The organism is Streptomyces sp. NPDC044571, assembly GCF_040647115.1.
Classification (GTDB): Bacteria; Actinomycetota; Actinomycetes; order Streptomycetales; family Streptomycetaceae; genus Streptomyces.
In genome coordinates this window covers 81,683-107,298 of the sequence record NZ_JBEZBN010000001.1, presented here as the reverse complement: position 1 = coordinate 107,298, position 25,616 = coordinate 81,683, and the positions used below count along the sequence as shown (strand labels likewise).

The window sequence follows — 25,616 nt, the reverse complement described above, 5'->3', positions numbered from 1 at the left end:
GCGGCGACTGACCGGAAATCGCCGGGTCCAGCACGGAACCGCCGCCGTAATGTAGCTGCATGCCACAGCCGGACATCAGCGTGAACGACGCGCACTTCCACGCCGACCCCTACCCCTTCTACGCCCGGCTGCGCGCCGACGGACCGGTACACCAGGTCGAGGTCACGGCCGCCGAGTACACGCCCACCTTCCTGGTCGTCGGCTACGAGGAGGCCCGCCGGGCCCTCAACCACCCCGGCCTGTCGAAGAACTGGGCCGGCAGCGGGGTCCTGCCGGGCGTCGCGACCACCGTGGCCAACAGCAACATGCTGGAGACCGACCCGCCGCAGCACACCCGCCTGCGCCGCCTGGTCGCCCGCGAGTTCACCGCCCGCCGCGTGCAGGCCATGCGCCCGCGCGTCCAGCAGATCACCGACGAACTCCTCGACGCGATGGCCGCGCGCCCGCAGCGCACCGCCGACCTGATCAAGGCCCTGGCCTTCCCGCTGCCCATGACCGTCATCGGGGAACTCCTGGGCGTCCCCGACCTGGACCGCGAGCGCTTCAGTCACTGGTCCAAAGAGGTCCTCGCGCCCACCTCCGTCACGCCGAGCACCAAGGCGCACCAGAAGCTCAGCGACTACCTCGCCGAGCTCGTCGAGAACAAGGCCAAGGAGCCCGGCGAGGACCTGCTCAGCGCCCTCATCCGGACCAGGGACGAGGACGGCGACGCGCTGTCCTCCGCCGAGCTGATCGGGATGGCCTTCCTGCTGCTGATCGCGGGCCACGAGACCACCGTCAACCTGATCTCCAACGGCACCCGCGCCCTGCTGGCCCACCCGGACCAGCTGGCCGCCCTGCGCGCCGACTACGAAGGCCTCCTCGACGGCGCCGTCGAGGAGATGCTCCGCTACGACGGCCCGGTGCAGAACACCACCTACCGCTACGCCCGCGAGGCCATGGAGCTCGGCGGCACCGCCATCCCGGCCGGGGCCACCGTCCTCGTGTCGCTGGCCGGCGCGGACCGCGACCCCGGCCGGTACGAAAGCCCCGACACCTTCGACATCCGGCGGGCCCCGCAGGGCCACCTCGCCTTCGGGCACGGACTGCACTTCTGCATCGGCGCCCCGCTCGCCCGGATGGAGGGCCGCATCGCGATCCGCGGCCTGCTGGAGCGTTTCCCGGACCTGGCCGAGGACCTGTCGGGGGAGCCGTTCGCGGATTCGTCGAGCTGGATCGGGGGCAGCCTGATCAGAGGCGTGACCCGGCTGCCGGTGCGCTGGTAGCCGTATCCGGTGGCCAGGAACGACAGGCAGGCCTCACAGGTCCGGCAACTCCGCCATCCGGACCCGGCGCCCCTCCCGCCGCGACAGCTCGCACGCCTCCGCGATCCGCAGCGCGGCCAGCGCCTCCCGGCCGTCGCACGCATTGGTGCCCTCCCCGCGCACGAGGTGGACGAAGGCCGCCAGCTCCGCCTCGTAGGCGGGGCCGAACCGCTCCAGGAACCCCGTCCAGGGCTTGCTCGCGGGCGGCGGGCCGTGCGGTTCGGTGGAGGCGATCGGCGTCCGGTCGTCCAGCCCGGCCGAGACCTGGTCGAGCTCCCCGGCGAGCTCCATCCGCACGTCGTACCCGGCCCCGTTGCACCGCGTCCCGGTGCACGTGGCCAGGGTGCCGTCGTCCAGGGCCAGCAGGGCCGCGGCCGTGTCCACGTCGCCCAGCTCCCGGAAGCGCGCCGGGCCGGCGTCCGAACCGGTGGCGTACACCTCGGCCACCTCGTGCCCGGTCACCCAGCGGACCATGTCGAAGTCGTGCACCAGGCAGTCCCGGTACAGGCCCCCGGACGTCGCCAGGTACGCGGCGGGCGGCGGCGCGGGATCCGCGGTCATCGTCCGTACGGTGTGCAGCCTCCCCAGCACCCCGGAGCGCACCAGCTCCCGGGCGGTGCGGTAGCCCGCGTCGAAGCGGCGCATGAATCCCACCTGCAGCACCCCGTGCGCGGATTCCACCTCGCGGAGCACCGCCAGGGTCCGGGCCAGGTCCGTGGCCAGCGGCTTCTCGCAGAACACCGGCAGCCCGCCGCGCACCGCCCGGACCACCAGCTCCGCGTGCCCGTCGGTGGCGCAGGCCACGACCAGCGCGTCCACACCCCAGGTGAAGACCTGTTCCACGGAAGGGGCGGCGGTGGCGCCCAGCCGGTCGGCGACCCGTACCGCCCGCGCCGGATCCGCGTCGGCGAGCAGCAGGGAGCCGGCGTCCGGCTGGCGGGCCAGTGCCGCCGCGTGGAAGGAGCCGATACGGCCCGTTCCGATCAGCCCGATGCGCATGAACTCAACGTGACCCGCTCGGCGGGAGCTGTCAATCTGCCGGGCGGGGCCGACGACGTCACGGTTGGCCCGGATCGCCGGGAAGCCCCCGATGACCTCACATGGTCCACTGTGGCGGATACTGAGCGGCTGGAACCGGAATGACCGCTTTGGCGGCAGCCGACCGCAGTAGCCGAGCGCAGCAGTCGACCGCAGCAGGCAGACACCGCAGGACGAGGGAAGGGCACGCAGACGTGGCTAGGGTTGGGACAGGGGTACGCGTCGTGGGCGCCGTGCTCGCGACGGTACTGGGAGCCTCCCTCGTGGGCTGCAGCAGCACGGGCGGCAAGCGCGCCGAGGACCGGGCGAAGGCCGCTGCGGCGGGCCGGCCCGCCGTCTCCACCCCGCGCTGGACCTTCGCGATGGTCACCCACGCGGGCGATGGCGACACCTTCTGGGACATCGTCCAGAAGGGCGCCAAGGAGGCCGCGGCCAAGGACAACATCAACTTCGTCTACTCCCACGACGACCAGGCACAGCAGCAGGCCCAGTTCGTGCAGAACGCCATCGACCAGAAGGTCGACGGGATCGTGGTCAGCCTGGCCAAGCCCGAGGCGCTCAAGGACGTCATCGCCAAGGCGGTCAAGGCCGGCATCCCCGTGGTCACCGTCAACTCCGGCTCCGCCCAGTCGGCCGCGTACGGCGCCCTCACCCACATCGGCCAGGACGAGGAGATCGCCGGCGAGGCGGTCGGCACCGAGCTGACCAAGCGGGGCCGCAAGAAGGCCGTCTGCGTCCTGCACGAGCAGGGCAACGTGGGGCACGAGCAGCGCTGCGCCGGGGCGAAGAAGACGTTCGCCGGGTCCGGCGGGGTCATGGAGAACCTGTACGTCGAGGGCACCAACATGCCCTCCGTCCAGGCGGCCGTCCAGGCGAAGCTCCAGGCCGACCCGTCGGTCGACGCCATCGTCACCCTCGGCGCCCCCTTCGCCCCCACCGCCGTCAAGGCCAAGGACGCGGCGGGCAGCAAGGCCGAGGTGGACACCTTCGACCTCAACGAGGCCGTCGCCCGCGACCTGAAGTCGGGCGTGCTCGGCTTCGCCGTCGACCAGCAGCCCTACCTCCAGGGGTACGAGGCCATCGACCTGCTCTGGCTCTATCGCTACAACGCGGACGTGCTCGGCGGCGGCCGTCCGGTGCTCACCGGACCCCAGATCGTCACCGCCGCGGAATCGGCAAAGCTGGAGGAGTTCATCAAGCGGGGCAGCCGATGAGCGCGCCCGCCCTCGCCGACGAGCGCCTCGCCCCCACCTCGCTGGTGCGCCGCCTGCTGGGCCGGCCCGAGCTGGGCGCGGTGGTCGGCGCCGCCGCGGTCTTCGTCTTCTTCTGCTTCGCCGCGGACAGCTTCCTGCGGGCCGCCAGCCTGAGCACGGTCCTGTACTCGGCCTCCACCATCGGGATCATGGCGGTCCCGGTGGCCCTGCTGATGATCGGCGGCGAGTTCGACCTCTCCGCCGGCGTCATGGTCACCACGTCGGCGCTGGTCAGCTCGATGTTCAGCTACCAGATGACCGCCAACGTGTGGGTGGGCGTCGGGGTGTCCCTGCTGGTCACGCTGGCCCTCGGCTTCTTCAACGGGTTCATGCTGACCCGTACGAAGCTGCCCAGCTTCATCATCACCCTCGGCACCTTCCTGATGCTGACCGGCCTCAACCTCGGCTTCACCAAGCTGATCAGCGGCTCCGTCTCCACCAAGACCATCGCGGACATGGAGGGTTTCTCCTCCGCCCGCGCGCTGTTCGCCTCGCAGTGGAACATCGGCTCGGTCACCTTGAAGGTCACCATCCTGTGGTGGCTGGCCCTGGTCGCCGTCGCCACCTGGATCCTGCTGCGCACCCGCGCCGGAAACTGGATCTTCGCGGTCGGCGGCGGGGCGGACGCGGCCCGCGCGACGGGCGTCCCGGTCGTCAAGACCCGGATCGGCCTCTACATGGGCGTCGCCCTGTGCGCCTGGATCTCCGGCCAGCACATCCTCTTCTCGTTCGACGTCGTCCAGTCGGGCGAGGGCGTCGGCAACGAGTTCCTCTACATCATCGCGGCCGTCATCGGCGGCTGCCTGATGACCGGCGGCTACGGCTCGGCCATCGGCTCGGCCGTCGGCGCCTTCATCTTCGGCATGACCAGCAACGGCATCGTGTACGCGCAGTGGAACCCCGACTGGTTCAAGTTCTTCCTCGGCGGGATGCTCCTGCTGGCGACACTGCTCAACGCGTGGGTGCGCAAGCGGGCGGAGGCCACCAAGTGACGGCCCTGGTGAAGCTGACCGGCGTCAGCAAGTACTACGGCAACATCCGTGCGCTCCAGGGCGTCTCCCTGGAGGTCTCGGCCGGAGAGATCACCTGCGTCCTCGGGGACAACGGCGCGGGCAAGTCCACCCTCATCAAGATCATCGCCGGCCTGCACCAGCACGACGCCGGCACCTTCGAGATCGAGGGGGAGGAGACCGCCCTCGCCAACCCGCGCGCCGCCCTCGACCGCGGCATCGCGACCGTCTACCAGGACCTCGCGGTCGTCCCGCTCATGCCGGTCTGGCGGAACTTCTTCCTGGGCTCCGAGCCCACCCGGGGCCGCGGCCCCTTCCGCCGCCTCGACGCGGAGTTCATGCGCGAGACCACCCGCTCCGAACTGCTGCGCATGGGCATCGACCTGCGCGACGTCGACCAGCCCATCGGGACCCTGTCCGGCGGCGAGCGCCAGTGCGTGGCCATCGCCCGCGCCGTCTATTTCGGGGCGAAGGTCCTCGTCCTCGACGAGCCCACCGCCGCCCTCGGCGTGAAGCAGTCGGGCGTGGTCCTCAAGTACGTAGCCGCCGCCCGCGACGCGGGTCTCGGCGTGGTCCTCATCACCCACAACCCGCACCACGCCTACCTGGTCGGGAACCGCTTCGTGCTGCTCAAGCGCGGTGCGATGGCGGGCAGCCACACCCGCGACTCCATCAGCCTGGACGAGCTCACCCGGCAGATGGCGGGCGGCTCCGAGCTGGAGGAGCTGAGCCACGAACTGGAGCGGGTGGCAGAATCAGGTCCTGACCGCGCATCCGGCCCCACCCACCGCACCCCGAGGGACGACACGACTCGATGAGCACGTACCGGGACTTCACGCTCACCCACCGGTCTGCGCGAGGCACCGTCCTGCGGACCATCGGGACCCGTGAGCGCCGCTCGCACCTGACCGCCCCGCGCGTCCCGACCGTCGGCATCGACATCGGCGGCACGAAGGTGATGGCCGGCGTCGTCGACGCCGACGGGGTCATCCTGGAGAAGATCCGCACCGAGACCCCCGACAAGTCCAAGAGCCCCAAGGTCGTCGAGGACACCATCGTCGAGCTGGTGCTCGACCTCTCCGACCGGCACGACGTCCACGCCGTGGGCATCGGCGCGGCCGGCTGGGTCGACGCCGACCGCTCCCGCGTCCTGTTCGCCCCCCACCTGGCCTGGCGCGACGAGCCGCTGCGCGACGCCCTCCAGTCCCGCCTCGCCGTCCCGGTCATGGTCGACAACGATGCCAACACCGCCGCCTGGGCCGAATGGCGCTTCGGCGCCGGCCGCGGCGAGGACCACCTCGTCATGATCACCCTGGGCACCGGCATCGGCGGCGCCATCCTGGAGGGTGGCCAGGTCAAGCGCGGCCGCTACGGGGTGGCCGGCGAGTTCGGCCACATGCAGGTCGTCCCCGGCGGCCACCGCTGCCCCTGCGGCAACCGCGGCTGCTGGGAGCAGTACAGCTCCGGGAACGCACTGGTGCGCGAGGCCCGTGAGCTGGCCGCGGCCGACTCCCCGGTCGCGTACAACATCATCGCCAGGGTCGGGGGGAACGTCCAGGAGATCACCGGGCCGCTCATCACCGAGCTGGCCCGCGAGGGCGACGCCATGTGCGTCGAGCTCCTCCAGGACATCGGCCAGTGGCTCGGGGTCGGCATCGCCAACCTCGCCGCCGCCCTCGACCCGTCCTGCTTCGTGATCGGCGGCGGCGTCAGCGCAGCCGACGACCTGCTGATCGGCCCCGCCCGGGAGGCCTTCCGGCGCCACCTCACCGGCCGCGGCTACCGGCCCGAGGCCCGGATCGCCAAGGCCCAGCTCGGCCCCGAGGCGGGTATGGTCGGCGCGGCCGACCTCGCCCGGCTCGTCGCCCGGCGCTTCCGCCGCGCCACGCGCCGGCGCGTCGAGCGCTACGAGCGCTACGCGCAGCTCGGCCGGCGCGAGGCCCCCGCCTCCCCGGACCCCGACCACCAGGACCAGCAGTGACCCCGCCCCCCGCCCTGCCCCGCCAGGCCCCCGCTCCCGAGGGGGGCGGTACGCCGCAGACCCCCGCAGAAGACCGCAGGCACGTGGTCCGGCGCCGCTGGATCACCGCGATCATCATCCTGCTGCTCGTCGGCGTGCCCGCGGGCTACCTCGCCGTCTCGGCCCAGCAGAGCCGCGAGAGCGGCCGGGACAAGGCCGCCAAGGTCGGCGCGGCCAAGGTCCGCCCGGGCTGGCCCTCCAAGGTGCAGCGCAGCATCTACGAGGTGCCGATCCCGCCGAAGGCCTGGCGGGTGGGCTTCCTGGAGACCAACAACTGGCGCACCAGCCGCCTGTACGTGCAGTTCGCGCTCACCCCCGCCGACCTGGACACCTTCCTCGCCGACGTCGGCACCGACCGCGGGGCGCTCACCCGCGGCGTGTCGATCGGCGCCCACGACGCCGAGGTCGCGGGCTGGAGCTGGGGACCGCGGAACGCCTGGTACGGCATCACCCTGGAGCAGCCGGACCCGCGCCCCACCCGGGACGTCACCGTCGACCTCACCGACCCGCAGAAGCCGCGGGTCTACGTGGTCTCCACGGCGACCCCGTAAGCCCGCACGGCCGGCAAGGGCCCTCAGCTCCCCGTCACGGCCTAGCCTGGGATCATGAAGCTCACCAAGCGGCTGCACTCCTGTGTCCAACTGGAGAAGGACGGGCGCGTGCTCGTCATCGACCCGGGCGCCTTCAGCGAGCCCGACGCCGGGCTCGGGGCGGACGCCCTGCTCGTCACGCACGAGCATCCCGACCACTTCGACGAGGGCCGGCTGCGGGCGGCCCTCGACGCGAACCCGGCCGCCGCACTGTGGACCCTGCGCAGCGTCGCGGAGCAGCTGGCCCCGGCCTATCCGGGCCGGGTGCACACCGTCGGCCACGGGGACGCCTTCACCGCCGCGGGCTTCGACGTCCAGGTCCACGGCGAGCTGCACGCCGTGATCCACCCGGACATGCCGCGGGTCACCAATGTCGGCTACCTCGTGGACGCCTCCCTCTTCCACCCCGGCGACGCGCTCACCGTGCCCGACGTGCCCGTCGAGACCCTGATGCTGCCGGTGCACGCCCCCTGGAACAAGGTCTCCGAGGTGATCGACTACCTCCGCGAGGTCAAGCCGCGCCGGGCCGTCGACATCCACGACGCCTACCTCGCCGACATCGCCCGGCCGATCTACGACCGGGCCCTGGACCTGCTGGGCGGCACCGACCACGGTCGCCTGGCCGCCGGGGACGCCACCGACCTCTGAGCCCGCTGTCGGTGCCGGGCGGTAGGTTGGTCGGCATGCGTATCGCCACGTTCAACGTCAACTCGATCACCGCCCGGCTGCCCCGGCTGCTGGCCTGGCTGGAGAGCTCCGGCACGGATGTCCTGTGCGTCCAGGAGACCAAGTGCTCCGCCGAGCAGTTCCCGCACGACGCGCTCCGCGAGCTGGGCTACGAGTCGGCCGTCAACGCCACCGGCCGGTGGAACGGGGTGGCCCTGATCTCCCGGGTCGGCCTGGAGGACGTGGTCCCCGGGCTGCTGGGCGGCCCGGGCTACGAGGGCGTCGAGGAGCCCCGCGCGATCTCCGCCACCTGCGGCGGCGTCCGCCTGTGGTCGGTGTACGTGCCGAACGGCCGCGAGGTCGCGCACGACCACTACGGCTACAAGCTGGAATGGCTGCGCTGCCTGGCCGAGGTGGTCGCCGAAGACGCGGCCGGTCCGCGCCCGTTCGCCGTGCTCGGCGACTTCAACATCGCACCGACCGACGAGGACGTCTTCGACCCGGCGGTCTTCGAGGGCCTCACCCACGTCACCCCCGCCGAGCGGGCCGCCCTGGAGACCCTGCGCGCCGCCGGACTGGCCGACGTGGTGCCGCGCCCCCTCAAGTACGACCGCCCGTACACGTACTGGGACTACCGCCAGCTCGCCTTCCCGAAGAACCGGGGCATGCGCATCGACCTGGTCTACGGGAACGAGGCCTTCGGCAAGGCCGTCACCGACGCCTACGTCGACCGCGAGGAGCGCAAGGGCAAGGGTGCCTCCGACCACGCCCCGGTCGTCGTGGACCTGGAGCTGGGCGCCTGAGGGGTGCGCGCCGGCGGCGGGAGCCGGCGGAAGAAGGGTCCGCGCGCCCTGTGGCCAGCGGGGAGTCCTGGTGCCAGGCTGGGTGGCATGAACATCCCTTTCCTGGACAACTGGCTGAACCGGCGTGGAACGGAACGGGGTACCGGACTCGCAGCCGCCCTCGCCGACGACCCCGAGGGCATCACCGAGTTGTTCTCGGAATGCGAGATGCTGCGCGTCCAGGCTCGGGCGGCGGGGCTCGAACTCGACGAGAGCCCGCGCTCATTGGAGGCCCTGGACCAGCTGATGCCGCGCTGGCGGCGTGATCCCGAGCTCGTCCCCTGGCTCGGCAACGACGCGGGCTTCTACCTCGGAACCGTGATCATCCGCTCCCGGCCGGGCGCCTGCTGGCAGGTGTGGCCGAACGGCCAGCCGGTGATCCGGCTGGCCTCGGGCCGCGAGCTGAACGTGGTGGAGTGGGGAGTCTCCTGGGCGATGACGGGCTCACCCGAACTCTCCCAGGCCTACGCCGAAGCCTCCGAGGCCTGACCCCCGCCCCCCTCAGGCCGGCGCACCGTCCCGGTGCGCGGGCAGGGCGAAGCGGTCGGCGCGGACGATGTCCACCGGTGTTGACGTGTACCGGGAGGGTACACAGCCGCCGGAGCCGGGGCCCACCGGGATGTTTCATCACCACGTGGGCTTTATGCCGTCTTCAGGCGTGTCGAGGCGAAGTGCCTTTCTCCGGCTGGATAGTTTGCGCTGACCTTGAGACACCGACACGTGGGCAGGGCAGCGTATGGCCGTCGAGCCGTTGATCGAGCTGCGGGACGTCAACAAGCACTTCGGGGACCTCCACGTCCTCCAGGACATCAACCTCACCGTCGGCCGCGGGGAGGTGGTGGTGATCATCGGCCCGTCCGGTTCGGGCAAGTCCACCCTGTGCCGGGCCATCAACGGGCTGGAGCCCGTCGAATCCGGCACCATCACCCTGGAAGGCCGGCCGCTGCCGGCCGAGGGCAAGGAGCTGGCCGCACTGCGCGCCGACGTCGGCATGGTCTTCCAGTCCTTCAACCTCTTCGCGCACAAGACCGTCCTCGCCAACGTCTCGCTCGCGCAGACCAAGGTCCGGAAACGGAAGAAGGAGGAGGCGGACGAGCGCTCCCAGGAGCTGCTGGAGCGCGTCGGGCTCGCCGACCAGGCGCCGAAGTACCCCGCCCAGCTCTCCGGCGGGCAGCAGCAGCGCGTCGCCATCGCCCGCGCCCTGGCCATGAACCCCAAGGCGCTCCTGTTCGACGAACCCACCTCCGCCCTCGACCCGGAGATGATCAACGAGGTGCTGGAGGTCATGCAGCAGCTGGCCGCCGAGGGCATGACCATGGTCGTGGTGACCCACGAGATGGGCTTCGCCCGTTCCGCCGCCAACCGCGTGGTGTTCATGGCCGACGGGAGGATCGTCGAGGACCGCACCCCGGAGGCCTTCTTCACCGCTCCCGAGAGCGACCGGGCCAAGGACTTCCTCTCCAAGATCCTCAAGCACTGAGGGGGCGGCCGATGAGCGCGCCCGCCCGGCGGCGCAGCCTGAAGGCCGGGGCGGTCGGGGTCGCCGCGGCCGAACCCGGAACGGTGCTGCCGGGCGCACGCCAGTAGCTCCGAAGAGCCGCCCCGCCCGGCAGCAGCCGCAGATCACTTCTCGCGCAGAGGTACCGAGACGTACGAGGGATCGGTGCGCGGCGAGGAGAAGGTCAGCTGCGCGCCGGTGGGGTTGTGCTCGATGTAGAGGGGGTCGACGGTGTCGACGACGAGGGCGAGCCGGTGGCCCGCGGGGACGTCGTAGGCGGTCGAGAACAGCTCCACGTCCACGCCGAAGGCCTGGCCGGGCGCCTTGTCGTGGAAGGTGTACGGGGCGTTGCTGACCAGCTTGCCGATGCCGAGCGGGCCGACGTCGTACAGGTAGGCGACGAAGGTGCCGTCCGCCTTGGTGGGGGTGACGGTGGTGTGGAGCTTCACCGTGCCGCGGATGCGGCGTTCGGTGGCGTGGCGCTCCGACTGCCAGACGGCGGCGAACGCGCGGGGCAGCAGCGGGATCGAGGCGACCGGGGGAGCCTGGGCGAACTGGTCGAGGATGCTGGAGAGGAAGAGGATCCCGCCGTCGGCGCCGGAGTCCACGTTGGCGAAGACGTGCTCGCTGTCGGAGAGCGCGAGCTTCTCGCTGCCGCCGGAGCCGACCGACTTCCAGTCGGCGTACCCCTCGTAGCCTTCGCTGCTGCGGGATTTGATCTGCACCGGGGCTTCGGTGTCGACGCCGTTGCGCGCGCCCTTGAGGTAGCGGTCGAACCACCGGTGGGCGTTGGTCCAGGTGTCGTTGGGCAGGCCGAGCAGGCCGGTGCCCTCGGCGGTGGCGTGGTCGCCGGGGCGGAACTCCAGCCGCTTGGGCCCGGTCAGCTTCTCGAAGAAGGAGGCGTACTGGTTGGGCGGGAAGATGGTGTCGCCCCATGCGTTGCCCAGCATGATCGCGGCCCCGTTGGCGTTGATCCGGTCCAGCTGCGCGGCGGCCGAGCGCTTGCGGCCCCACTCGATCATCTGCTGCTCCCGGTCGAGCCGGGAGCCGAGGAAGTCGCCGAGGACCTGCTGGAGTTCGGGGCCGGGGCGGCCGGTGAGGTATCCGGCGGCGCCGAGCATCCCGGCGGCCTGGAGGTGCTGGGTGCGGCCCGAGTAGATGGACTCGATGAGGTCGGCCCAGCCGCTGAGCGCGACCACGGCCTTGATCCGGGGGTCGTGCGCGGAGGCGAGCAGGCTGATGCCCGCGCCGTACGAGACCCCGCCCACGCCGATGCGGCCGGCGTCGGCGGGGGTGTGGGCCAGGGCCCAGTCGATGACGGCCGAGACGTCCGCGATGTCCGGCGGGCCGGCCACCTCGATCTGGCCGCCGGAGAGCCAGAAGCCCCGGGAGGTGTAACTGACCACCACGTAGCCCTCGTCGGCGAGCTCCTTGGCCTGGGCGAGGTATTCGATCTGCGGCATGCCCCAGCTGGTGGGGAGCACGATCAGCGGGTACGTCCGGCCGGCCTGGGCGCCGGCGGGGGTGAAGACGTTGCCCTTGAGGGTGATGCCGCCGGAGCCGGGGATGTCGTGGAAGGACGGCCCCGACGAGGTGTCGGCGGAGGCCGTGACGGTGGCTGCGGGCGCCGCCTGGGCCTGGTGGGGGGCCAGGCCCAGGGCTGTTGCCGCCAAGACGACTGCCACGGCAGCCGCGGTGCTGGTGGTGGGGACCATCAATCGCTCCCGGTGCGCCGGTGTCAAAGTGACCCGGCGGTAACCGGGGTGCGTTACCGGAGGTAACCCATCGGTAAGTTACGCGCTGGTAACGATTGGCTGATCGTCAAGGGCGCGGATCAGCCGTTCTGGGACGTGGTGCCGCTGCCGCCACCGTTCCCGGCGAGGGCGCTCTTCGCCTTCCACTCGTCCCAGGTCAGGTTCCACTCGCCGTAGCCGTTGCCGAGGTCGGCCTTGCCCTTGGAGCCGTCCCCGGTGACCTCGACCAGGTCACCGACCTGGGCCTGGGCGAAGAGGGCCTTCGCGTCGGAGTCGCTCATCCCCACGCAACCGGAGCTGACGTTGGCCCGGCCGAAGTTGCCGGCGTTCCACGGAGCGGCGTGGATGTACATGCCCGACCAGGTCACCCGCATCGAGTAGTCGACCATCTTGTCGTAGGAGTCGCCCAGGCCCACCGTCTGGGAGTCCATCCGGATGGTGCCCTCCTTGGTCATCAGCACCATCTTCCCGGACCAGGAGGCCTTCTTGCCGCCGGGCGTGCCCGCCGAGACCGGGATGGTCTTCACCGCTTGGCCGTCCTCGGTCACCGTCATCTGACGGGTGTCGAGGTCGACCTGCAGGCGCCGGTCCTTGCCGATCTTGAACTCGGTGTCGTAGTCCTTGACGAACATGCCGCCGCCCTGGCCCGAGTCCACCCCGTTGAGGTTCATCTCGACCTTGACGTCGGTGCCGGACTTCCAGTACTCCTTCGGCCGCCAGTCCACCCGGTCGTTGCCGGTGTAGTCCTTGAACCAGCCCCAGGAGCCCTCTGTGTTGTTCGAGGTGGTGACCTTCAGGTGCTTCTCGACCTCGGCCTTGTTCTTCACCGGGTTGTCGAAGACGATCGAGATCGGCTGGGCGATGCCCACCACCGGCGTGGCCTTGCCCGGGTTGATCGTCACCTTGTTCACCTTGTCCGCGGCGGCCGTCTTGAACTGGGCGCTCGCGCTCTGGCTGTCGGTGTTCTGCGCCTCGACCTTGTAGTCCGTGCCCGGCGAGGCATTGCGCTCGGAGGTCCACGTCCTGCCGTCATCGGCTATCTTGCCGGGCAGTTCGCCGCCCTTGCCGTCGGACACCTTCACCAGGGACAGCTTGCCCTCGGCGAGGGTCACCTTCACCGGCTCGCCGGGCTTGGCCTGATCGCCCGTGAGGTTCACGGATATCGCCATGTCCGGCTTCTTCTTCATCTCCGCCTTGCCGGACCCGCCCCCGCTCCCACTGCCGCCCGAGCCGCCCCCGCAGGCGGTCAGCGCGGCGGCCATGAGTGCGGTCCCGGCCAGCATGGCGTGGCGACTGCGTGCGGTGCGGCGTGTGCGGCTCAACGAAAACCCCTCCAAGTGATGACCGTGCGCAAAAGGAGATGCGAACGGCACGACTGTAGGTTGCGCAATCAGCTGAAAAGATCCGACTTTCGGTTGTGACGTGGACCGCAGCGAAACGGTCATCGTCCGGTCACAATCGCCGCGCACATCGGTCACGGGCGCCTGTGAGAGTCCTGTGCACCCGCTTCCCCGGACGTACAGGAAGGCCGATCAGCCGTGTGTGCACTGCTCGTGACACCCGCCCAGCGACACTCGTCCCCGGACCGGGAGCTGAGTGTGCGTCCGCTGTCCGTCGCCGAATACCGGCGCTTCCTTTCGCAGAACCGGAACGCGAGCTTTCTCCAGTACCCGTCCTGGGCCGAGGTAAAGGACCTCTGGCGCTCGGAAAGGGTCGGATGGCACTACCCGGACGGGGAAATAGCCGGTGCCGGACTGGTTCTCCTCCGCCAATTCCCCGGCACCCGCAAATACTTCGCCTATCTCCCCGAGGGTCCCGTAGCCGACTGGTCCGACCCCCACATCGACCGGTGGCTGGAGCCCCTCAAACGCCACCTGCGCGCGGCCGGTGCCTTCGCCGTCCGGATCGGCCCCGCGCCCGCCTACCGCCGCTGGGACGCGGCCACCGTCAAGTCCGCCACCGGGCCAGGCCGGCAGATGTCCGACGTGCTCGCCACCGAGGTCGACCCGGTCGGCGCGGCCCTCGCCGACCGGCTGCGCACCCGCGGCTGGAAACGCTGCGGCGGCGAGGACGACGGTGACGCCCAGCCGCGCCACGTCTTCCGCGTGCCGCTCGCCGGCCGTTCCCTCGACGAGCTGTGGTCCGGCCTCAACCAGGAATGGCGGCGCAATGTGCGCAAGGCCGAGAAGTCGGGTGTGGAGACGGTCCTCGGCACCGCCGCCGACCTTCCCGAGTTCTACCGGCTGCTGCGCATCACCGAGGAGCGCGACGGCTTCCGGCTCGGCCGCTCGCTCGCGTACTACCAGCAGCAGTACGAGGCCCTCAACGCCGAGGCACCCGGCCGGATGCGCCTCTACCTGGGCACGCACCAGGGCGAGGTCCTGGCCGCGCACACCATGATCGTGGCCGGGAAGCGCGTCTGGTACCAGACCGGCGCCTCCGCCGACCACCGCCGCGAAGTCCGCCCCAGCAACGCCCTGCAGTGGCGCATGATGCAGGACGCACATGCCCTCGGAGCGGACGAATACGACATGCGCGGGGTACCCTCCACCCTTGACCCCGACGAACGTTCTTTCGGGCTGCTGCGCTGGAAGCTCGGCACCGGCGGGCAGGTCGTCGAAACGCTCGGCGAGTGGGAGACCCCGATGGACGGATACGGCAACGCGGCGCTGTACAAGGCCTTCCAGGCCTACCTGGCCCGCCGGTGACCACCACGGACACCAGAACGGCCCCCGGCCCGTCCGCCGACGGAGCGGCCCGCCCGGCACCGGCGAAGTCCTCGGTGCTGCGCAGCGGCGCGCTCATGGCGGCCGGCTCGATCGTCTCCCGCGCCACCGGCTTCGTCCGCTCCGCCGTCGTCGTGGCCGCGCTCGGCACCGGGCTGCTCGGCGACGGTTACGCCGTCTCCAACACCGTCCCGAACATCCTGTACATGCTGCTCATCGGGGGCGCGCTCAACGCCGTCTTCGTCCCCGAGCTGGTCCGGGCCGCCAAGGAGCACGAGGACGGCGGAGCCGCCTACACCGACCGGCTGCTGACCGCCTGCACCGCCGCGCTCCTGGTCCTCACCGCCGTCGCCGTCCTCGCGGCGCCGCTGATCGTCTCGGCGTACACCCCGTACACCGGGCCCCAGGCGAGCACCACCGTGGCCCTGGCCCGGTACTGCCTCCCCCAGATACTCTTCTACGGGCTGTTCACCCTGCTCGGCCAAGTGCTGAACGCGCGCGGGCGGTTCGGCGCGATGATGTGGACCCCCGTCCTCAACAACCTCGTGATCATCGGCGTGTTCGGGCTGTTCCTCTCCGTCTCCCACGGCGCGGCGGAAGGCCTGACGGCCGGCGAGACCAGGCTCCTCGGCCTCGGCACCACCGCCGGCATCGTCGTCCAGGCCCTCGCCCTGGTCCCCTCCCTGCGCGCCGCCCGCTTCCGCTGGCGCCCCCGCTTCGACTGGCGCGGCCAGGGCCTCGCCCGCCCGCTGCGCAACGCGAGCTGGCTGGTCATGCTGGTCCTCACCAACCAGATCGCGTACTGGGTCGTCACCCGGCTCTCCACCGCCACCGGACGGCACGCCGTGGAGGCCGGCCTCGCGGGCGGCGCCGGGTACACCGCCTACAGCAACGCCTACCAGCTGTGGGTCGTCCCGCAGGGCATCATCACCGTCTCCCTCGTCACCGCCCTGATGCCCCGGATGAGTTCGGCGGCGGCCGAGGGCGACCTCGCCGCAGTCCGCCGCGACGTGTCGTACGCGCTGCGCTCCAGCGCCGCCCTCGTCGTCCCCGCCGCCGCGCTGTTCGCCGCGCTCGCCCCCTGGGTCATGGGCAGCGTCTTCGGCTACGGGCGCACCGGAGCCGCCGACGTCGAGGTCATGGCCGGCATGCTCGTGGCCTTCGCCCCCGGGCTGATCGCCTTCTCCGGGCAGTACGTCCTCGCGCGCGCCTTCTACGCCCTCTCCGACACCCGGACCCCGTTCTTCCTGAACCTGGTCATCGCCGGCCTGTGGGCCGCGCTGTCGGCCTCCGCCTACCTCTGGCTGCCGCCCCGCTGGGCGGTCACCGGCATGGCCGGCGCCTACTCCGTCGCGCTGTTCGCGGGCCTCGCGGTGACCGCGTACACCCTCGCCCGGCGGCTCGGTCCGCGCACCGGAACCCGCACCGAGCGGCGCACCACCGCGGTCCGCACCCACCTGCGGCTGCTGACCGCCTGTCTGCCGGGCGCCGCCGCCGGGTACGCGGCCGCCCGGGCCGCCGACGGCTTCGGCGACTTCGCCGCGGTCGGCGCGGGAACCGCGGCCATCGCGCTCGTCGTCGTCCTCCTCGCCGGGCCGCTGCGCCTCACGGAGATCACCGACCTGCTGGACTCCCTGCGGCGGAAGACCGGCCGCTAGCAGGAGCCCCGAACCACCTTGGACAATGACCGGATGCCACGCGTACTGCTGATCGAGGACGACCCTTCCATCAGGGAAGGAGTGGGCCTGGGCCTGCGCCGCCGCGGCCACGAGGTGAGCGCCGCCGAGACCGGCGAGGCGGGCCTCGCGCTCATGGGGAGCTTCCTGCCCGAGCTGGTGCTGCTCGACCTCATGCTGCCCGGGATGAACGGCGTGCAGGTCTGCCGCCGCATCCGCGAGACCAGCCAGCTCCCGATCATCATGCTGACCGCCCGAGGCGACGACTTCGACATAGTCGTCGGCCTGGAGGCCGGCGCCGACGACTACATCGTCAAGCCCGCCCGCACCGAGGTCATCGAGGCCCGCATCAAGGCCGTGCTGCGCCGTCTCGGCGCCCCGGCGGGCAGCCGCCCCGAGATCGAGTTCCACGGAGAGCTCGCCATCGACCGCGCCGGGCTGACCGTCGCCAAGAACGGCGAACGCGTTCCCCTCGCCCCCAGCGAGATCAAGCTCCTGCTGCACCTCTCCGCCTCGCCCGAGCAGGTCTTCTCCCGCCAGCAGCTCCTCGAATGCGTGTGGGACCACAGCTACCACGCCGACGCCCGGCTCGTGGACGCCTGCGTACGCCGCCTGCGCACCAAGGTCGAGGACCCCGCCGGCGCGCCCCGCTACATCCAGACGGTGCGCGGCTTCGGCTACCGCTTCGGTCCGCTGTGAGGCGGCGGATAGCGCCGCTCGGGCTGCGCACCCGGCTGATCGCGGCCTTCCTGCTGGTCGCCGCGATCAGCGCGGTGACCACGGCCACCCTGACCTACCAGCAGGCCCGCACCGCGGTCCTCAAGCAGAGCCAGGACACCGCGGTCAGTGCCCTGCGCGACCAGATCGAGACCCAGCCCCTCCAGCTGCCGCTGGACCAGGCGCAGCTCCAGCGCATCGTCAACGAGCTGGGCAAAAGGGGCAAACCGCATCCGTGGAGCGTCTTCGGCGAGTACGGCGCCCTGCGGGCCTCCAACACCAGCGCGCCCACCTCCACCGTGGTCACCGAGCAGCTCCGCCGCCAGGTGACGGCCCATCCGCACGGCGCCTTCCAGCGGGTGACCGACGCCTCCGGCAGCCCGTACCTCGCCGTCGGCATGCCGGCCGTCTGGCTCCACAACGACCTCCGGGAGCCCACCGGCCTGGTCGTCTTCGTGACGATGCCCCTGGCCACCGAGGGCAAGACGGTCGAGGCCATGGTCGAAGCCGCCAAACGCGGCGCCGTCCCCGGCCTGGCCATCGCCGTCGTCCCCGCCCTGCTCGCCGCGCGCAGCGTGCTGCGCCCCGTCCGGGACATGCGCCGCGCCGCCCAGCGCCTCGGCCGCGGCCGCCTCGACACCCGGATCGAGGTCCGCGGCGCCGACGAGCTCGCCGGACTCGCCCGCACCTTCAACGAGACCGCCCGCGCCCTCGAACAGTCGGTGAACGAACTGCGGGAGGCCGAGACCCGGGCCCGCCGCTTCGCCTCCGACGTCTCCCACGAACTGCGCACCCCGCTCTCCGGGATGCTCGCCGTCACCGAGGTCCTGGACGAGGACGCCGAGCGCCTCGATCCCGACACGGCCGCCGCCCTGCGGCTGGTCAGCGCCGAGACCGGCAAGCTCGCCGTCCTCGTCGAGGACCTCATGGAGATCTCCCGCTTCGACGCCCGCGCGGCCGAGCTCAACCTCGACGACGTGGACGTTGCCGAGGCCGTGCGCAAGACCCTCGAACGCCGCCACTGGGACGACCAGCGGGTGGTCACCGACCTGCCCTCGCAGGTCCGCGCCCGGCTCGACCCGCGCCGCTTCGACGTCGTCCTCGCCAACCTCGTCGGCAACGCCCTCCGGCACGGCGGCGCCCCCGTCTTCGTCACCGTGCGCTCCGAACCCCGGCCCGGCGGCCCCCGGCTGCTGATCGACGTCGCCGACAGCGGGCCCGGCATCGCCCCCGAGGTGCTGCCCCACATCTTCGACCGGTTCTTCAAGGCCGACGCCGCCCGCACCCGCTCCGCGGGCAGCGGCCTCGGCCTCGCCATCACCCTGGAGAACGTCCGGCTGCACGGCGGCACCCTGCGCGCCGCCAACGGGCCGGCCGGGGGAGCCGTGTTCACGCTCGACATGCCTCTGGAGGCCGACGCATGACCCGGGTCCGGACGGCAGCGGCCGCCACCGCCACCCTGCTGCTGGGTGCGCCGCTGCTCACCGGCTGCGGGATCAAGCCCACCGGGGTCATCGAGAGCGGAGCCGCGGCGAAGGTCGTCGTACCCGGCCCCGGCACCAAGGGGACGGTGTACTTCGTGACGTCCGACGGGCGGCTCGCCCCCGTTCCCGAGACGGAGCAGCCCGCGGCGTCGACGAGCGCCGTCCTCCTGAGGCTGCTGATCGGCCCCACCGAACAGGAGCGGGCCGCGGGCCTGGAGACCCGGCTGCCCGCACTGGACATCAGGAAACAGGGCGCCAGCGCCGGCACGAGCGTCGTGTCGCCGGACACCGTCCAGGTCGGGCTGCCGTTCAAGGTCGGCGGCCTGTCCGAGACGGCCCGCCGCCAGCTGGTGTGCACGGTGGCCTCCACCGAACCGCGGTACCAGGTGGTCCTGCGCGGCCCGGACACGGATCTCGAACCCGCCCGCTGCGACCTCGGCCGCTGACCGCACCCTTGCGGGACGGCCGGTGCTCCCGCCACCGTGGCCCCATGGACCCCGCCGCGGACGTCCCCGACGTCTTCGACCCCCGCCTCTACGCCGAGGGCATCCCGTACGAGCGCTACCGGCTGCTGCGCGAGCACCACCCGGTGGCCTGGCAGGAGGAGCCCGAGGTCCTCGGCTGGCCCGCGGGGCCCGGCTTCTGGGCGGTGACCCGGCACGCCGACGTGGTCCGGGTGCTGCGCGACCACGCCACGTACTCCTCATGGCTCGGCGCCACCCAGATCCGCGACCCCGACCCGGCCGACCTGCCCTTCCTGCGGCGCACCATGCTCAACCAGGACCCGGCCGGGAACGCCGGCGACCACGGGCGGCTGCGCCGGCTGGTCTCCCGCGCCTTCACCCCAGCTCGGGTCGACGCCTTCGCGGACCGGGTTCGCGAGCGGGCCCGTACGCTGCTCGCCGGCGCCCGGGACCGGGCCGAGGACGGCGCCGTCGACGTGGTCGCCTCCGTCACCGACGAGTACGCGCTGCTCAACCTCACCGACCTGCTGGGCGTCCCGGCCGCCGACCGCGCCCTGCTGCTGGAGTGGACCGTACGGATCATCGGCTACCAGGATCCCGAGGACGCCCCCGCGCCCGTGCTCGGACCGGACGGCAAACCGCTCAACCCGCGTGCGCCCGCACTGCTGGGCGAGATGTTCGGGTACGCCCGCGAACTCGCCGCGCACAAGCGGACCCACCCGGGCGACGACGTGATGACCGCCCTCGCCGGCGCCGGACTGGAACCGGCCGAGCTGGAGATGTTCTTCTTCCTGCTCACCGTCGCGGGCAACGACACCGTGCGCAGCGCCGCCCCCGGCGCCCTCCTCGCCCTCGCCCGCCATCCCGCCGCGTACCGCGAACTGGCCGGCCGCCGCGCCCCGGTGGAACGGGCCGTGGAGGAACTGCTGCGCGTCCACCCGCCGGTGCTCAGCTTCCGCCGCACGGCCGCCGCCGACACCGAACTGGCCGGGCAGCCGATCCGCGCCGGCGACAAGGTGGTGGTCTTCCACGCCTCCGCCAACCACGACGAGCGCGTCTTTCCCGACCCCGGCCGCCTCGACCTCGGCCGGACGCCCAACCCGCACGTCTCCTTCGGGGACGGGCCGCACGTCTGCCTCGGCGCGCACTTCGCCCGGCTCCAGCTGCGGGTGCTCTACGAGGAGTGGCTCGCCGCCATGCCCGCCCCCGAGCTCGCCGGTCCGCCGCGTCGGCTGGTCTCGAACTTCATCAACGGGATCACGCGGCTGCCGCTGCGGGTGTCCGGGCCTGCCGGGTGACGTCCGCCAGCAGCTCGACCACGTCCGGGCCGTAGGCATCGGAGTTGTTCACCTTCAGCACCACGCAGAAGGAGTCCCTGCCGTAGCGGCGCGCCAGGTCCTTGTGGTGACGGGCCAGGAACCGGGCGCCCGCCTGGTTGCTGATCGCGGTCTGCCCGGAGATCAGGAACACCGGCCGGCTCCCCGCCCCGGTCGTCAGCCGCGCCAGCAGCACATGGTCGACCTGACCCTTCTGCCAGCGGTACGCCTCCCCGCCGACCCGGATGGCACCGCGGTCGGGGCCCGGCTCGCGGGAGACGTCGACCTGTACGCCCGGCAGCATGGAGGCCAGGTGGGCGGCCGTCCGGGCGTTGGAGACGGGCCCTCCGACACAGAACTCGGCGCGCTCCCCGAAGCCCTGGCGGACCGAGTCGTGGGAGACGATCTGCAGATTGGCCCCGCAGTCCTTGATCAGGGCGGATATCTCCAGCAGCGCGAAGGCGTCGTTGCGGTGCACCGACCCCTCGGTGCCGCCCATCTGCCGGTTGACCACGAACAGGCAGTCCGAGCCGGTCGGCAGTCCGAAGAAGGCCTGCTTGCGGCGCAGCGTACGGCGCCACAGATAAGTCCGGGAGAACCAGCCGAAACCGCCGCTGATCGCGGTGGCCACCACCCCGAGCACGATGTTGCGCACGTCGTCGTTCATGCGCGGGATGCTAGCCCGCACGACGTGTTCCTGACGCGGAGGGTGCGGTGAAGTTACAGTGCCGCCTCCAGGCCTGTCCGGTGGGGTCCGACAGGCCGTCGACTGGAGGTACGGATGCGTCGTTCCGCCACACGTCAGTTAACGCTCCTCGCCCTTGCCGGAGCCCTGGTGTCCACCGGCGCCGCGGCTCCGCCGTCACCGGCGGCGGGCGCCGCGCCCGCCAAGGTCCCCGTCGCCGCGGGGTACGGAGGAGCCGTCGCCAGCGTCGACGCCGATGCCTCCGCGGCCGGGATCGCCGTCCTGCGCGCCGGCGGGAACGCGGTCGACGCCGCCGTCGCGACGGCGGCCGCCCTCGGCGTCACCGAGCCGTACTCCGCCGGCATCGGAGGCGGCGGCTACCTCGTCTACTACGACGCGAAGTCCCGCAGCGTGCAGACCATCGACGGCCGTGAGACCGCGCCCGCCACGGCCACCGCCGGCCTCTTCCAGGAGAACGGCGTCCCCATCCCCTTCGCCGAGGGCCAGACCAGCGGCCGCGGAGTCGGCGTACCCGGTACCCCCGCCACCTGGAAGAGCGCCCTGGACGCCTGGGGCACCCGCCCGCTGTCCCAACTCCTCAAGCCCGCCGAGAAACTGGCCCGCGACGGCTTCACCGTGGACGCCACCTTCCGCGCCCAGACGGAGCTCAACCAGGACCGCTTCAAGGACTTCCCCGACACCCGGAAGCTCTTCCTGCCGGGCGGCGCCCTGCCGGTGGTCGGTTCCACCTTCAAGAACCCCGACCTGGCGGACACGTACGCCGAACTCGGCCGCAAGGGCACCGGCGCGCTCTACCGGGGCCCGCTCGCCGGGGACATCGTCCGCGCCGTCCGCAAGCCTCCCGTGGACCCGGCCGCCACCCGGATCGTCCGGCCCGGCGACCTGACCACCGGGGACCTGCGCGCGTACGCGACCAAGCGGCAGGACCCGACCCAGGTGAGCTACCACGGGCTGGACGTCTACAGCATGGCGCCCTCCTCCTCCGGAGGCACCACCGTCGGCGAGGCCCTCAACATCCTGGAGCACACCGACCTCGGCTCCCTCTCCGAGGCGCAGTACCTGCACCGCTTCATCGAGGCCTCGCGGATCTCCTTCGCCGACCGCGGCCGCTGGGTCGGCGACCCGGCCTTCGAACGGGTGCCCACGCGCGAACTGCTCTCCCAGCGGTACGCGGACACCCGCGGCTGCCTCATCACCCCGGACAAGGCACTGACCAGTCCCCTGGCCCCGGGCGACCCGCGCCACCCGGTGCCGTGCGGCGGCACCGGCCAGGCCGCCCCCACCACCTACGAGGGGGAGAACACCACGCACCTGACGGTCGCCGACCGCTGGGGCAACGTGGTCTCCTACACCCTGACCATCGAGTCCACCGGCGGCAGCGCCATCACCGTCCCGGGACGCGGCTTCCTCCTCAACAACGAGCTGACCGACTTCTCCTTCGCCCCGGCGGCGCCCGGCGTCCCCGACCCGAACCTGCCCGGACCCGGCAAGCGGCCCCGTTCGTCCATGTCCCCGACCATCGTCCTGCAGCACGGACGCCCTCTGCTCGCCGTGGGCTCCCCGGGCGGCGCCACCATCATCACCACCGTCCTGCAGACCCTGATCGGCCACTTGGACCGGGGCCTGCCGCTGGTCGACGCCATCGCCGCGCCCCGCGCCAGCCAGCGCAACCAGACCACCACCGAACTGGAACCGGGCCTGTGGAACAGCCCGGTCCGCACCGAACTGGAGGCACTGGGGCAGGGCTTTCGGCAGAATCCGGAGATCGGCGCCGCCACCGGCGTCCAGCGGCTCCCGGACGGGCGCTGGCTGGCCGCCGCCGAAACCAGCCGCCGCGGCGGCGGCTCGGCGATGGTGGTCCACCCGCACGGCAGGCCGTAGGGCCGGCTCGAAGCCCACGGCCCGGGGCACGCATCCGTGTCCCCGGGCCCGGCCGGCCCGGCGTTCGGGCGGAACCGGCGGCTGAACGGCCCAACCGGGGGTGTGGGAGCGGCGTCGGGCGGGGCAAGCGTGAAGGCGTGTCAGCCACGAACGCACCCCAGCGCCTGGGCCTCGCCCTCCTCGGCGCCCTCCTCGCGGCCGCTCTGCTGCTCGCGGCCCGCGCCGCGCCCGAGGGCCGGGCCCCGACCACATCGGCCCCGAGCGGCGGATCCTCCGCCACCCGGGCCTCGTCGCCGGCCACCCCCGGCTCCGGGCCGCAGCACCGGCCGGACGACCTGGGGGGAGGGCGGCCCCGTACAGTCGGAGCATGACCCTTGAGGAGCTGAACCGCGGCAAGTACGTCAGCCTCACCACCTTCCGCAAGGACGGCACGGCGGTGGCCACGCCGGTGTGGGCGGTGGCCGACGGTGACGAGCTGTACGTCTGGACGCGCAGCGATTCGTGGAAGGTGAAGCGGATCCGCAACAACGGGCGGGTCACGGTGAGCGCGTGCGACGTACGGGGGCGGGTGCCGCAGGGGGCCCGCGTCCTGGAGGGGGAGGCGCGGCTGCTGGACGAGGCCGGGCTGAAGCGGGTGCGCGCGCTGATGGCGCGGAAGTACACCTGGCAGTTCTGGGCGGTGGACCTGCCCGCGGCGGTGGCCCGGCGGGGCAAGCGGCCGCACACCGGGATCGCGGTCGCCCTCAAGCTTTGAGACTCCCGTAGCCCGCCCGTAACACGGGTGGGATGCAATGCGGGGATGGAGACCGCGACTTCACTGGCGATCGGGCAACTCTCTGACTACCTGCGGGGGTTGGCGCAGCGGCTCGACCCCGGGTCGGGCTGGTACGGGGAGTTCCTGCGGCGGGATCCGGAGGGCGTGCGGGCCTGTCTGGAGGGGGCCGCGATGCCGCCGTGGGACGTGGTGGAGTCGCTGCTCGGCGATCTGGCGCGGGACCGGGGAGCGGAGTTCGCGGAGCGGGAGCGGCAGTACGCGGCGCGGCTGCGGACGGCGGCCGTCAGCGCGTGGGACCGGCTGCCGGGCGGGGCGGAGGAGCTGCGGACCCTGCTCGCGGCGGCCGCCGAGCAGCGGGCGGCTGCGGAGGCGGCGGTCCGGGCCCTGGCGGAGCGCCTGGCCGCGCTGCCGGCCGGGGCGGAGGCGGAGGCCCTGTCCCGGGAGCTGACCTGGACCCGCGACGACGCCTCCAGGGCCACCTCCCGCGAAGCAGACCTGGCATCCCGCCTGACCGCCCTCCACCCCGGCCCGGCCCCGTCCGCCCCGGAGGCCCCGCCCGGGCAGGGCCCCGACCTGCCGGGCGCCCCCACCGGCCCCGCATGGTCCCGCCCCGCCCCTGCGGGGTCGGCTGCCCCCGCCGCGACGCCGGATCCGGAGCAACCCTGGCCCGGGCCGGGGCTGCCCCCGGGGGACCGGGAGCAGCCCCGGCCCGGGCCGGCTTTCGCGGGGGCCGCGCCGGTCCGGCCGGCACCGGAGCCCGGCGGGTCCGGGGCCTTCGCAGCGCCGGAGCCGGCCCGGGCCGACGGGGGGACGGCAGCCGGGGAACCCGGGCCCGAGGCGTTGCCAGGGGTGCCGCGGCAGCGCTCCGGGGACGCCGGGGACCGTGTGCCGCAGCCGCCCGTACGGCGGGCCGAGGGGCGGTGGTTGCGCGGGGAGCGGCGGTCCGGCGGGGCCCGGTACGCGGGGGCCGCAGCCCCCGAAGCCCCGGTCTTCACCCCGCCACCGGGCTACCCGGCCGAGTCCGCACCACCCCGCGGCGCCCGCTTCGGCCGCCCGGACCGCACCCCGGAACCCCCGCACTCCGAGCCTCCTTCCCCGGCCACCCCCGCAGACCCCGGCCCGGCCACGGCCTGGGCCGCCGCGGCCGCTTCCGCCGGCCCGGGTGCCGAGGCTGCCTGGCCGCCCGCGCCCGGCAGCCCGGCCCCCGGCACGGCTTGGCCGGACGGTTCCGCCGAGCCGGGCTCCGGTAGGGCTTGGCCGGACGGGAGCGCCGGGGGTCCGGGGGCAGGTGTCGCCTCCGGCTCGGGGCGGGCCGTCGGGGCCGTGGTCGGGGAGTTGTTGGCCCTCCGGGGGCAGGGGCGGGGCGGGGAGGCGCACGCCCTGCTCTGCGAGGCCGCCGCCTGGCCCGCCGAGCGGCTGCCCGGCCTCGCCGACGCGCTGGCCCGCGCCGGGCTCGGCGCGGACTGGGCCACCCTCCTGTGGGAGGCGGCCTCGCTCCCGCCCGAGCAGCTCGCCGCGGCCGCCGCCGCCCTCGCCGAGGCCGGCCGCACCGCCGACTGCGAGACGCTGCTGCGCCAGGGCGTCGCCCGGCCCACCGCCGAGATCGCCGACGCGGCCCTGGCCCTGGCGGAGGCCGGCCGGTCCCGCGAGGCCGACGCCCTGCTCGGAGCCTTCGTCCTGGTCCGCACCCCGCAGGAGGCGGCCGGCCTCGCCCGCCGGGCCCCGCAGTGGTTTGGCCCCCGGCTGCTCCGAGCCGCCGAGGCCCTCTCCGACAGCCGCCGCCGAGACCTCGTACACGCCCTGCGAGTCGCGAAACTGCCCGCCTCCTGACCGTAATCGACCAGGATGCGGCGTAACGTGATCGACTACTCCAACCGCGCACGGCGCTCTTGCCCC

Annotated in this window: 24 protein-coding genes; 20 read left to right on the top strand and 4 right to left on the bottom strand. The window is 72.8% G+C overall.

From position 1 onward, the window contains the following. Window positions 1-59: 59 nt before the first annotated feature. A complete protein-coding gene (locus tag AB0B01_RS00415; RefSeq protein ID WP_361711489.1) occupies window positions 60-1,265 on the top strand; it encodes a cytochrome P450 in 1,206 nt (401 codons plus the stop codon). 33 nt (window positions 1,266-1,298) lie between these two features. On the opposite strand, the gene AB0B01_RS00410 is transcribed toward AB0B01_RS00415, so the two are convergent. Further along, window positions 1,299-2,303 carry a Gfo/Idh/MocA family oxidoreductase gene (locus tag AB0B01_RS00410; RefSeq protein ID WP_361711487.1) on the bottom strand — a complete coding sequence of 335 codons (1,005 nt, stop codon included), beginning with the start codon at window positions 2,301-2,303 and terminating at the stop codon, window positions 1,299-1,301. 263 nt (window positions 2,304-2,566) lie between these two features. Between AB0B01_RS00410 and AB0B01_RS00405 the strand changes: the two genes are divergently transcribed. The 9 genes from AB0B01_RS00405 (at window position 2,567) to AB0B01_RS00365 (ending at window position 10,203) form a co-directional block, all read left to right on the top strand. Beyond that, entirely contained in the window at window positions 2,567-3,556 is a 990-nt protein-coding gene (locus AB0B01_RS00405) for a sugar ABC transporter substrate-binding protein (protein ID WP_361711485.1), read from the top strand. Next, on the top strand, window positions 3,553-4,587 hold the full coding sequence (locus AB0B01_RS00400; protein WP_361711484.1) for an ABC transporter permease: 1,035 nt from the start codon (window positions 3,553-3,555) through the stop codon (window positions 4,585-4,587). The genes AB0B01_RS00405 and AB0B01_RS00400 overlap by 4 nt, the downstream gene beginning before the upstream one ends. Next, window positions 4,584-5,423 (top strand): ATP-binding cassette domain-containing protein, encoded by an 840-nt coding sequence (locus AB0B01_RS00395; protein WP_361711483.1) that lies wholly within the window; start codon window positions 4,584-4,586, stop codon window positions 5,421-5,423. The genes AB0B01_RS00400 and AB0B01_RS00395 overlap by 4 nt, the downstream gene beginning before the upstream one ends. After that, on the top strand, window positions 5,420-6,586 hold the full coding sequence (locus AB0B01_RS00390) for an ROK family glucokinase (RefSeq protein ID WP_361711481.1): 1,167 nt from the start codon (window positions 5,420-5,422) through the stop codon (window positions 6,584-6,586). Before AB0B01_RS00395 ends, AB0B01_RS00390 begins: the two co-directional genes overlap by 4 nt. Next, window positions 6,583-7,176, top strand: a complete 594-nt coding sequence (locus AB0B01_RS00385; RefSeq protein WP_361711479.1) for a hypothetical protein — start codon at window positions 6,583-6,585, stop codon at window positions 7,174-7,176. The genes AB0B01_RS00390 and AB0B01_RS00385 overlap by 4 nt, the downstream gene beginning before the upstream one ends. Before the next feature lie 54 nt (window positions 7,177-7,230). Further along, window positions 7,231-7,863: an MBL fold metallo-hydrolase gene (locus AB0B01_RS00380; RefSeq protein WP_361711477.1), complete on the top strand. Its 633-nt coding sequence runs from the start codon at window positions 7,231-7,233 to the stop codon at window positions 7,861-7,863. Window positions 7,864-7,898: 35 nt separating this feature from the next. Beyond that, window positions 7,899-8,684 (top strand): exodeoxyribonuclease III, encoded by a 786-nt coding sequence (locus AB0B01_RS00375; RefSeq protein ID WP_361711475.1) that lies wholly within the window; start codon window positions 7,899-7,901, stop codon window positions 8,682-8,684. 87 nt (window positions 8,685-8,771) lie between these two features. Continuing rightward, entirely contained in the window at window positions 8,772-9,212 is a 441-nt protein-coding gene (locus AB0B01_RS00370) for a DUF6278 family protein (RefSeq protein ID WP_361711473.1), read from the top strand. Between the two features lie 247 nt (window positions 9,213-9,459). Further along, the gene (locus AB0B01_RS00365) at window positions 9,460-10,203 is read left to right on the top strand and encodes an amino acid ABC transporter ATP-binding protein (protein WP_361711471.1); all 744 of its coding nucleotides are present in this window, start codon (window positions 9,460-9,462) and stop codon (window positions 10,201-10,203) included. 143 nt (window positions 10,204-10,346) lie between these two features. Here the strand turns inward: AB0B01_RS00365 and AB0B01_RS00360 are convergent, their stop codons facing one another. Further along, window positions 10,347-11,936, bottom strand: coding sequence for a CocE/NonD family hydrolase (locus AB0B01_RS00360; RefSeq protein WP_361711469.1), 1,590 nt, complete (start codon window positions 11,934-11,936; stop codon window positions 10,347-10,349). A gap of 119 nt (window positions 11,937-12,055) precedes the next feature. Continuing rightward, on the bottom strand, window positions 12,056-13,258 hold the full coding sequence (locus AB0B01_RS00355) for an Ig-like domain-containing protein (RefSeq protein ID WP_361711729.1): 1,203 nt from the start codon (window positions 13,256-13,258) through the stop codon (window positions 12,056-12,058). Between the two features lie 315 nt (window positions 13,259-13,573). Between AB0B01_RS00355 and AB0B01_RS00350 the strand changes: the two genes are divergently transcribed. From AB0B01_RS00350 to AB0B01_RS00325, 6 genes are all read left to right on the top strand, one after another. Further along, window positions 13,574-14,683: a peptidoglycan bridge formation glycyltransferase FemA/FemB family protein gene (locus tag AB0B01_RS00350; protein WP_361711467.1), complete on the top strand. Its 1,110-nt coding sequence runs from the start codon at window positions 13,574-13,576 to the stop codon at window positions 14,681-14,683. A gap of 74 nt (window positions 14,684-14,757) precedes the next feature. Then, window positions 14,758-16,359 carry a murein biosynthesis integral membrane protein MurJ gene (gene murJ, locus AB0B01_RS00345; protein ID WP_361711727.1) on the top strand — a complete coding sequence of 534 codons (1,602 nt, stop codon included), beginning with the start codon at window positions 14,758-14,760 and terminating at the stop codon, window positions 16,357-16,359. A gap of 33 nt (window positions 16,360-16,392) precedes the next feature. Beyond that, window positions 16,393-17,076 (top strand): response regulator transcription factor, encoded by a 684-nt coding sequence (locus AB0B01_RS00340; protein WP_361711466.1) that lies wholly within the window; start codon window positions 16,393-16,395, stop codon window positions 17,074-17,076. Next, window positions 17,073-18,518, top strand: a complete 1,446-nt coding sequence (locus tag AB0B01_RS00335) for an ATP-binding protein (RefSeq protein WP_361711464.1) — start codon at window positions 17,073-17,075, stop codon at window positions 18,516-18,518. The genes AB0B01_RS00340 and AB0B01_RS00335 overlap by 4 nt, the downstream gene beginning before the upstream one ends. Continuing rightward, a complete protein-coding gene (locus tag AB0B01_RS00330) occupies window positions 18,515-19,024 on the top strand; it encodes a hypothetical protein (RefSeq protein WP_361711462.1) in 510 nt (169 codons plus the stop codon). The genes AB0B01_RS00335 and AB0B01_RS00330 overlap by 4 nt, the downstream gene beginning before the upstream one ends. Window positions 19,025-19,068: 44 nt before the next feature. Beyond that, window positions 19,069-20,340, top strand: coding sequence for a cytochrome P450 (locus AB0B01_RS00325; RefSeq protein ID WP_361711460.1), 1,272 nt, complete (start codon window positions 19,069-19,071; stop codon window positions 20,338-20,340). Here the strand turns inward: AB0B01_RS00325 and AB0B01_RS00320 are convergent. Beyond that, window positions 20,300-21,025: a hypothetical protein gene (locus AB0B01_RS00320; protein WP_361711458.1), complete on the bottom strand. Its 726-nt coding sequence runs from the start codon at window positions 21,023-21,025 to the stop codon at window positions 20,300-20,302. The two genes, AB0B01_RS00325 and AB0B01_RS00320, sit on opposite strands and share 41 nt — an antisense overlap. A 114-nt stretch (window positions 21,026-21,139) precedes the next feature. Here AB0B01_RS00320 and ggt point away from each other — a divergent pair, with 114 nt between their 5' ends. From ggt to AB0B01_RS00300, 4 genes are all read left to right on the top strand, one after another. Next, window positions 21,140-22,945: a gamma-glutamyltransferase gene (ggt, locus tag AB0B01_RS00315; protein ID WP_361711457.1), complete on the top strand. Its 1,806-nt coding sequence runs from the start codon at window positions 21,140-21,142 to the stop codon at window positions 22,943-22,945. A 137-nt stretch (window positions 22,946-23,082) separates the two neighbouring features. Next, window positions 23,083-23,316 (top strand): hypothetical protein, encoded by a 234-nt coding sequence (locus AB0B01_RS00310; protein ID WP_361711455.1) that lies wholly within the window; start codon window positions 23,083-23,085, stop codon window positions 23,314-23,316. Next, window positions 23,313-23,699 carry a PPOX class F420-dependent oxidoreductase gene (locus AB0B01_RS00305; protein WP_361711454.1) on the top strand — a complete coding sequence of 129 codons (387 nt, stop codon included), beginning with the start codon at window positions 23,313-23,315 and terminating at the stop codon, window positions 23,697-23,699. The genes AB0B01_RS00310 and AB0B01_RS00305 overlap by 4 nt, the downstream gene beginning before the upstream one ends. Window positions 23,700-23,744: 45 nt before the next feature. Further along, window positions 23,745-25,550 (top strand): hypothetical protein, encoded by a 1,806-nt coding sequence (locus AB0B01_RS00300; RefSeq protein WP_361711452.1) that lies wholly within the window; start codon window positions 23,745-23,747, stop codon window positions 25,548-25,550. Window positions 25,551-25,616: the final 66 nt, after the last annotated feature.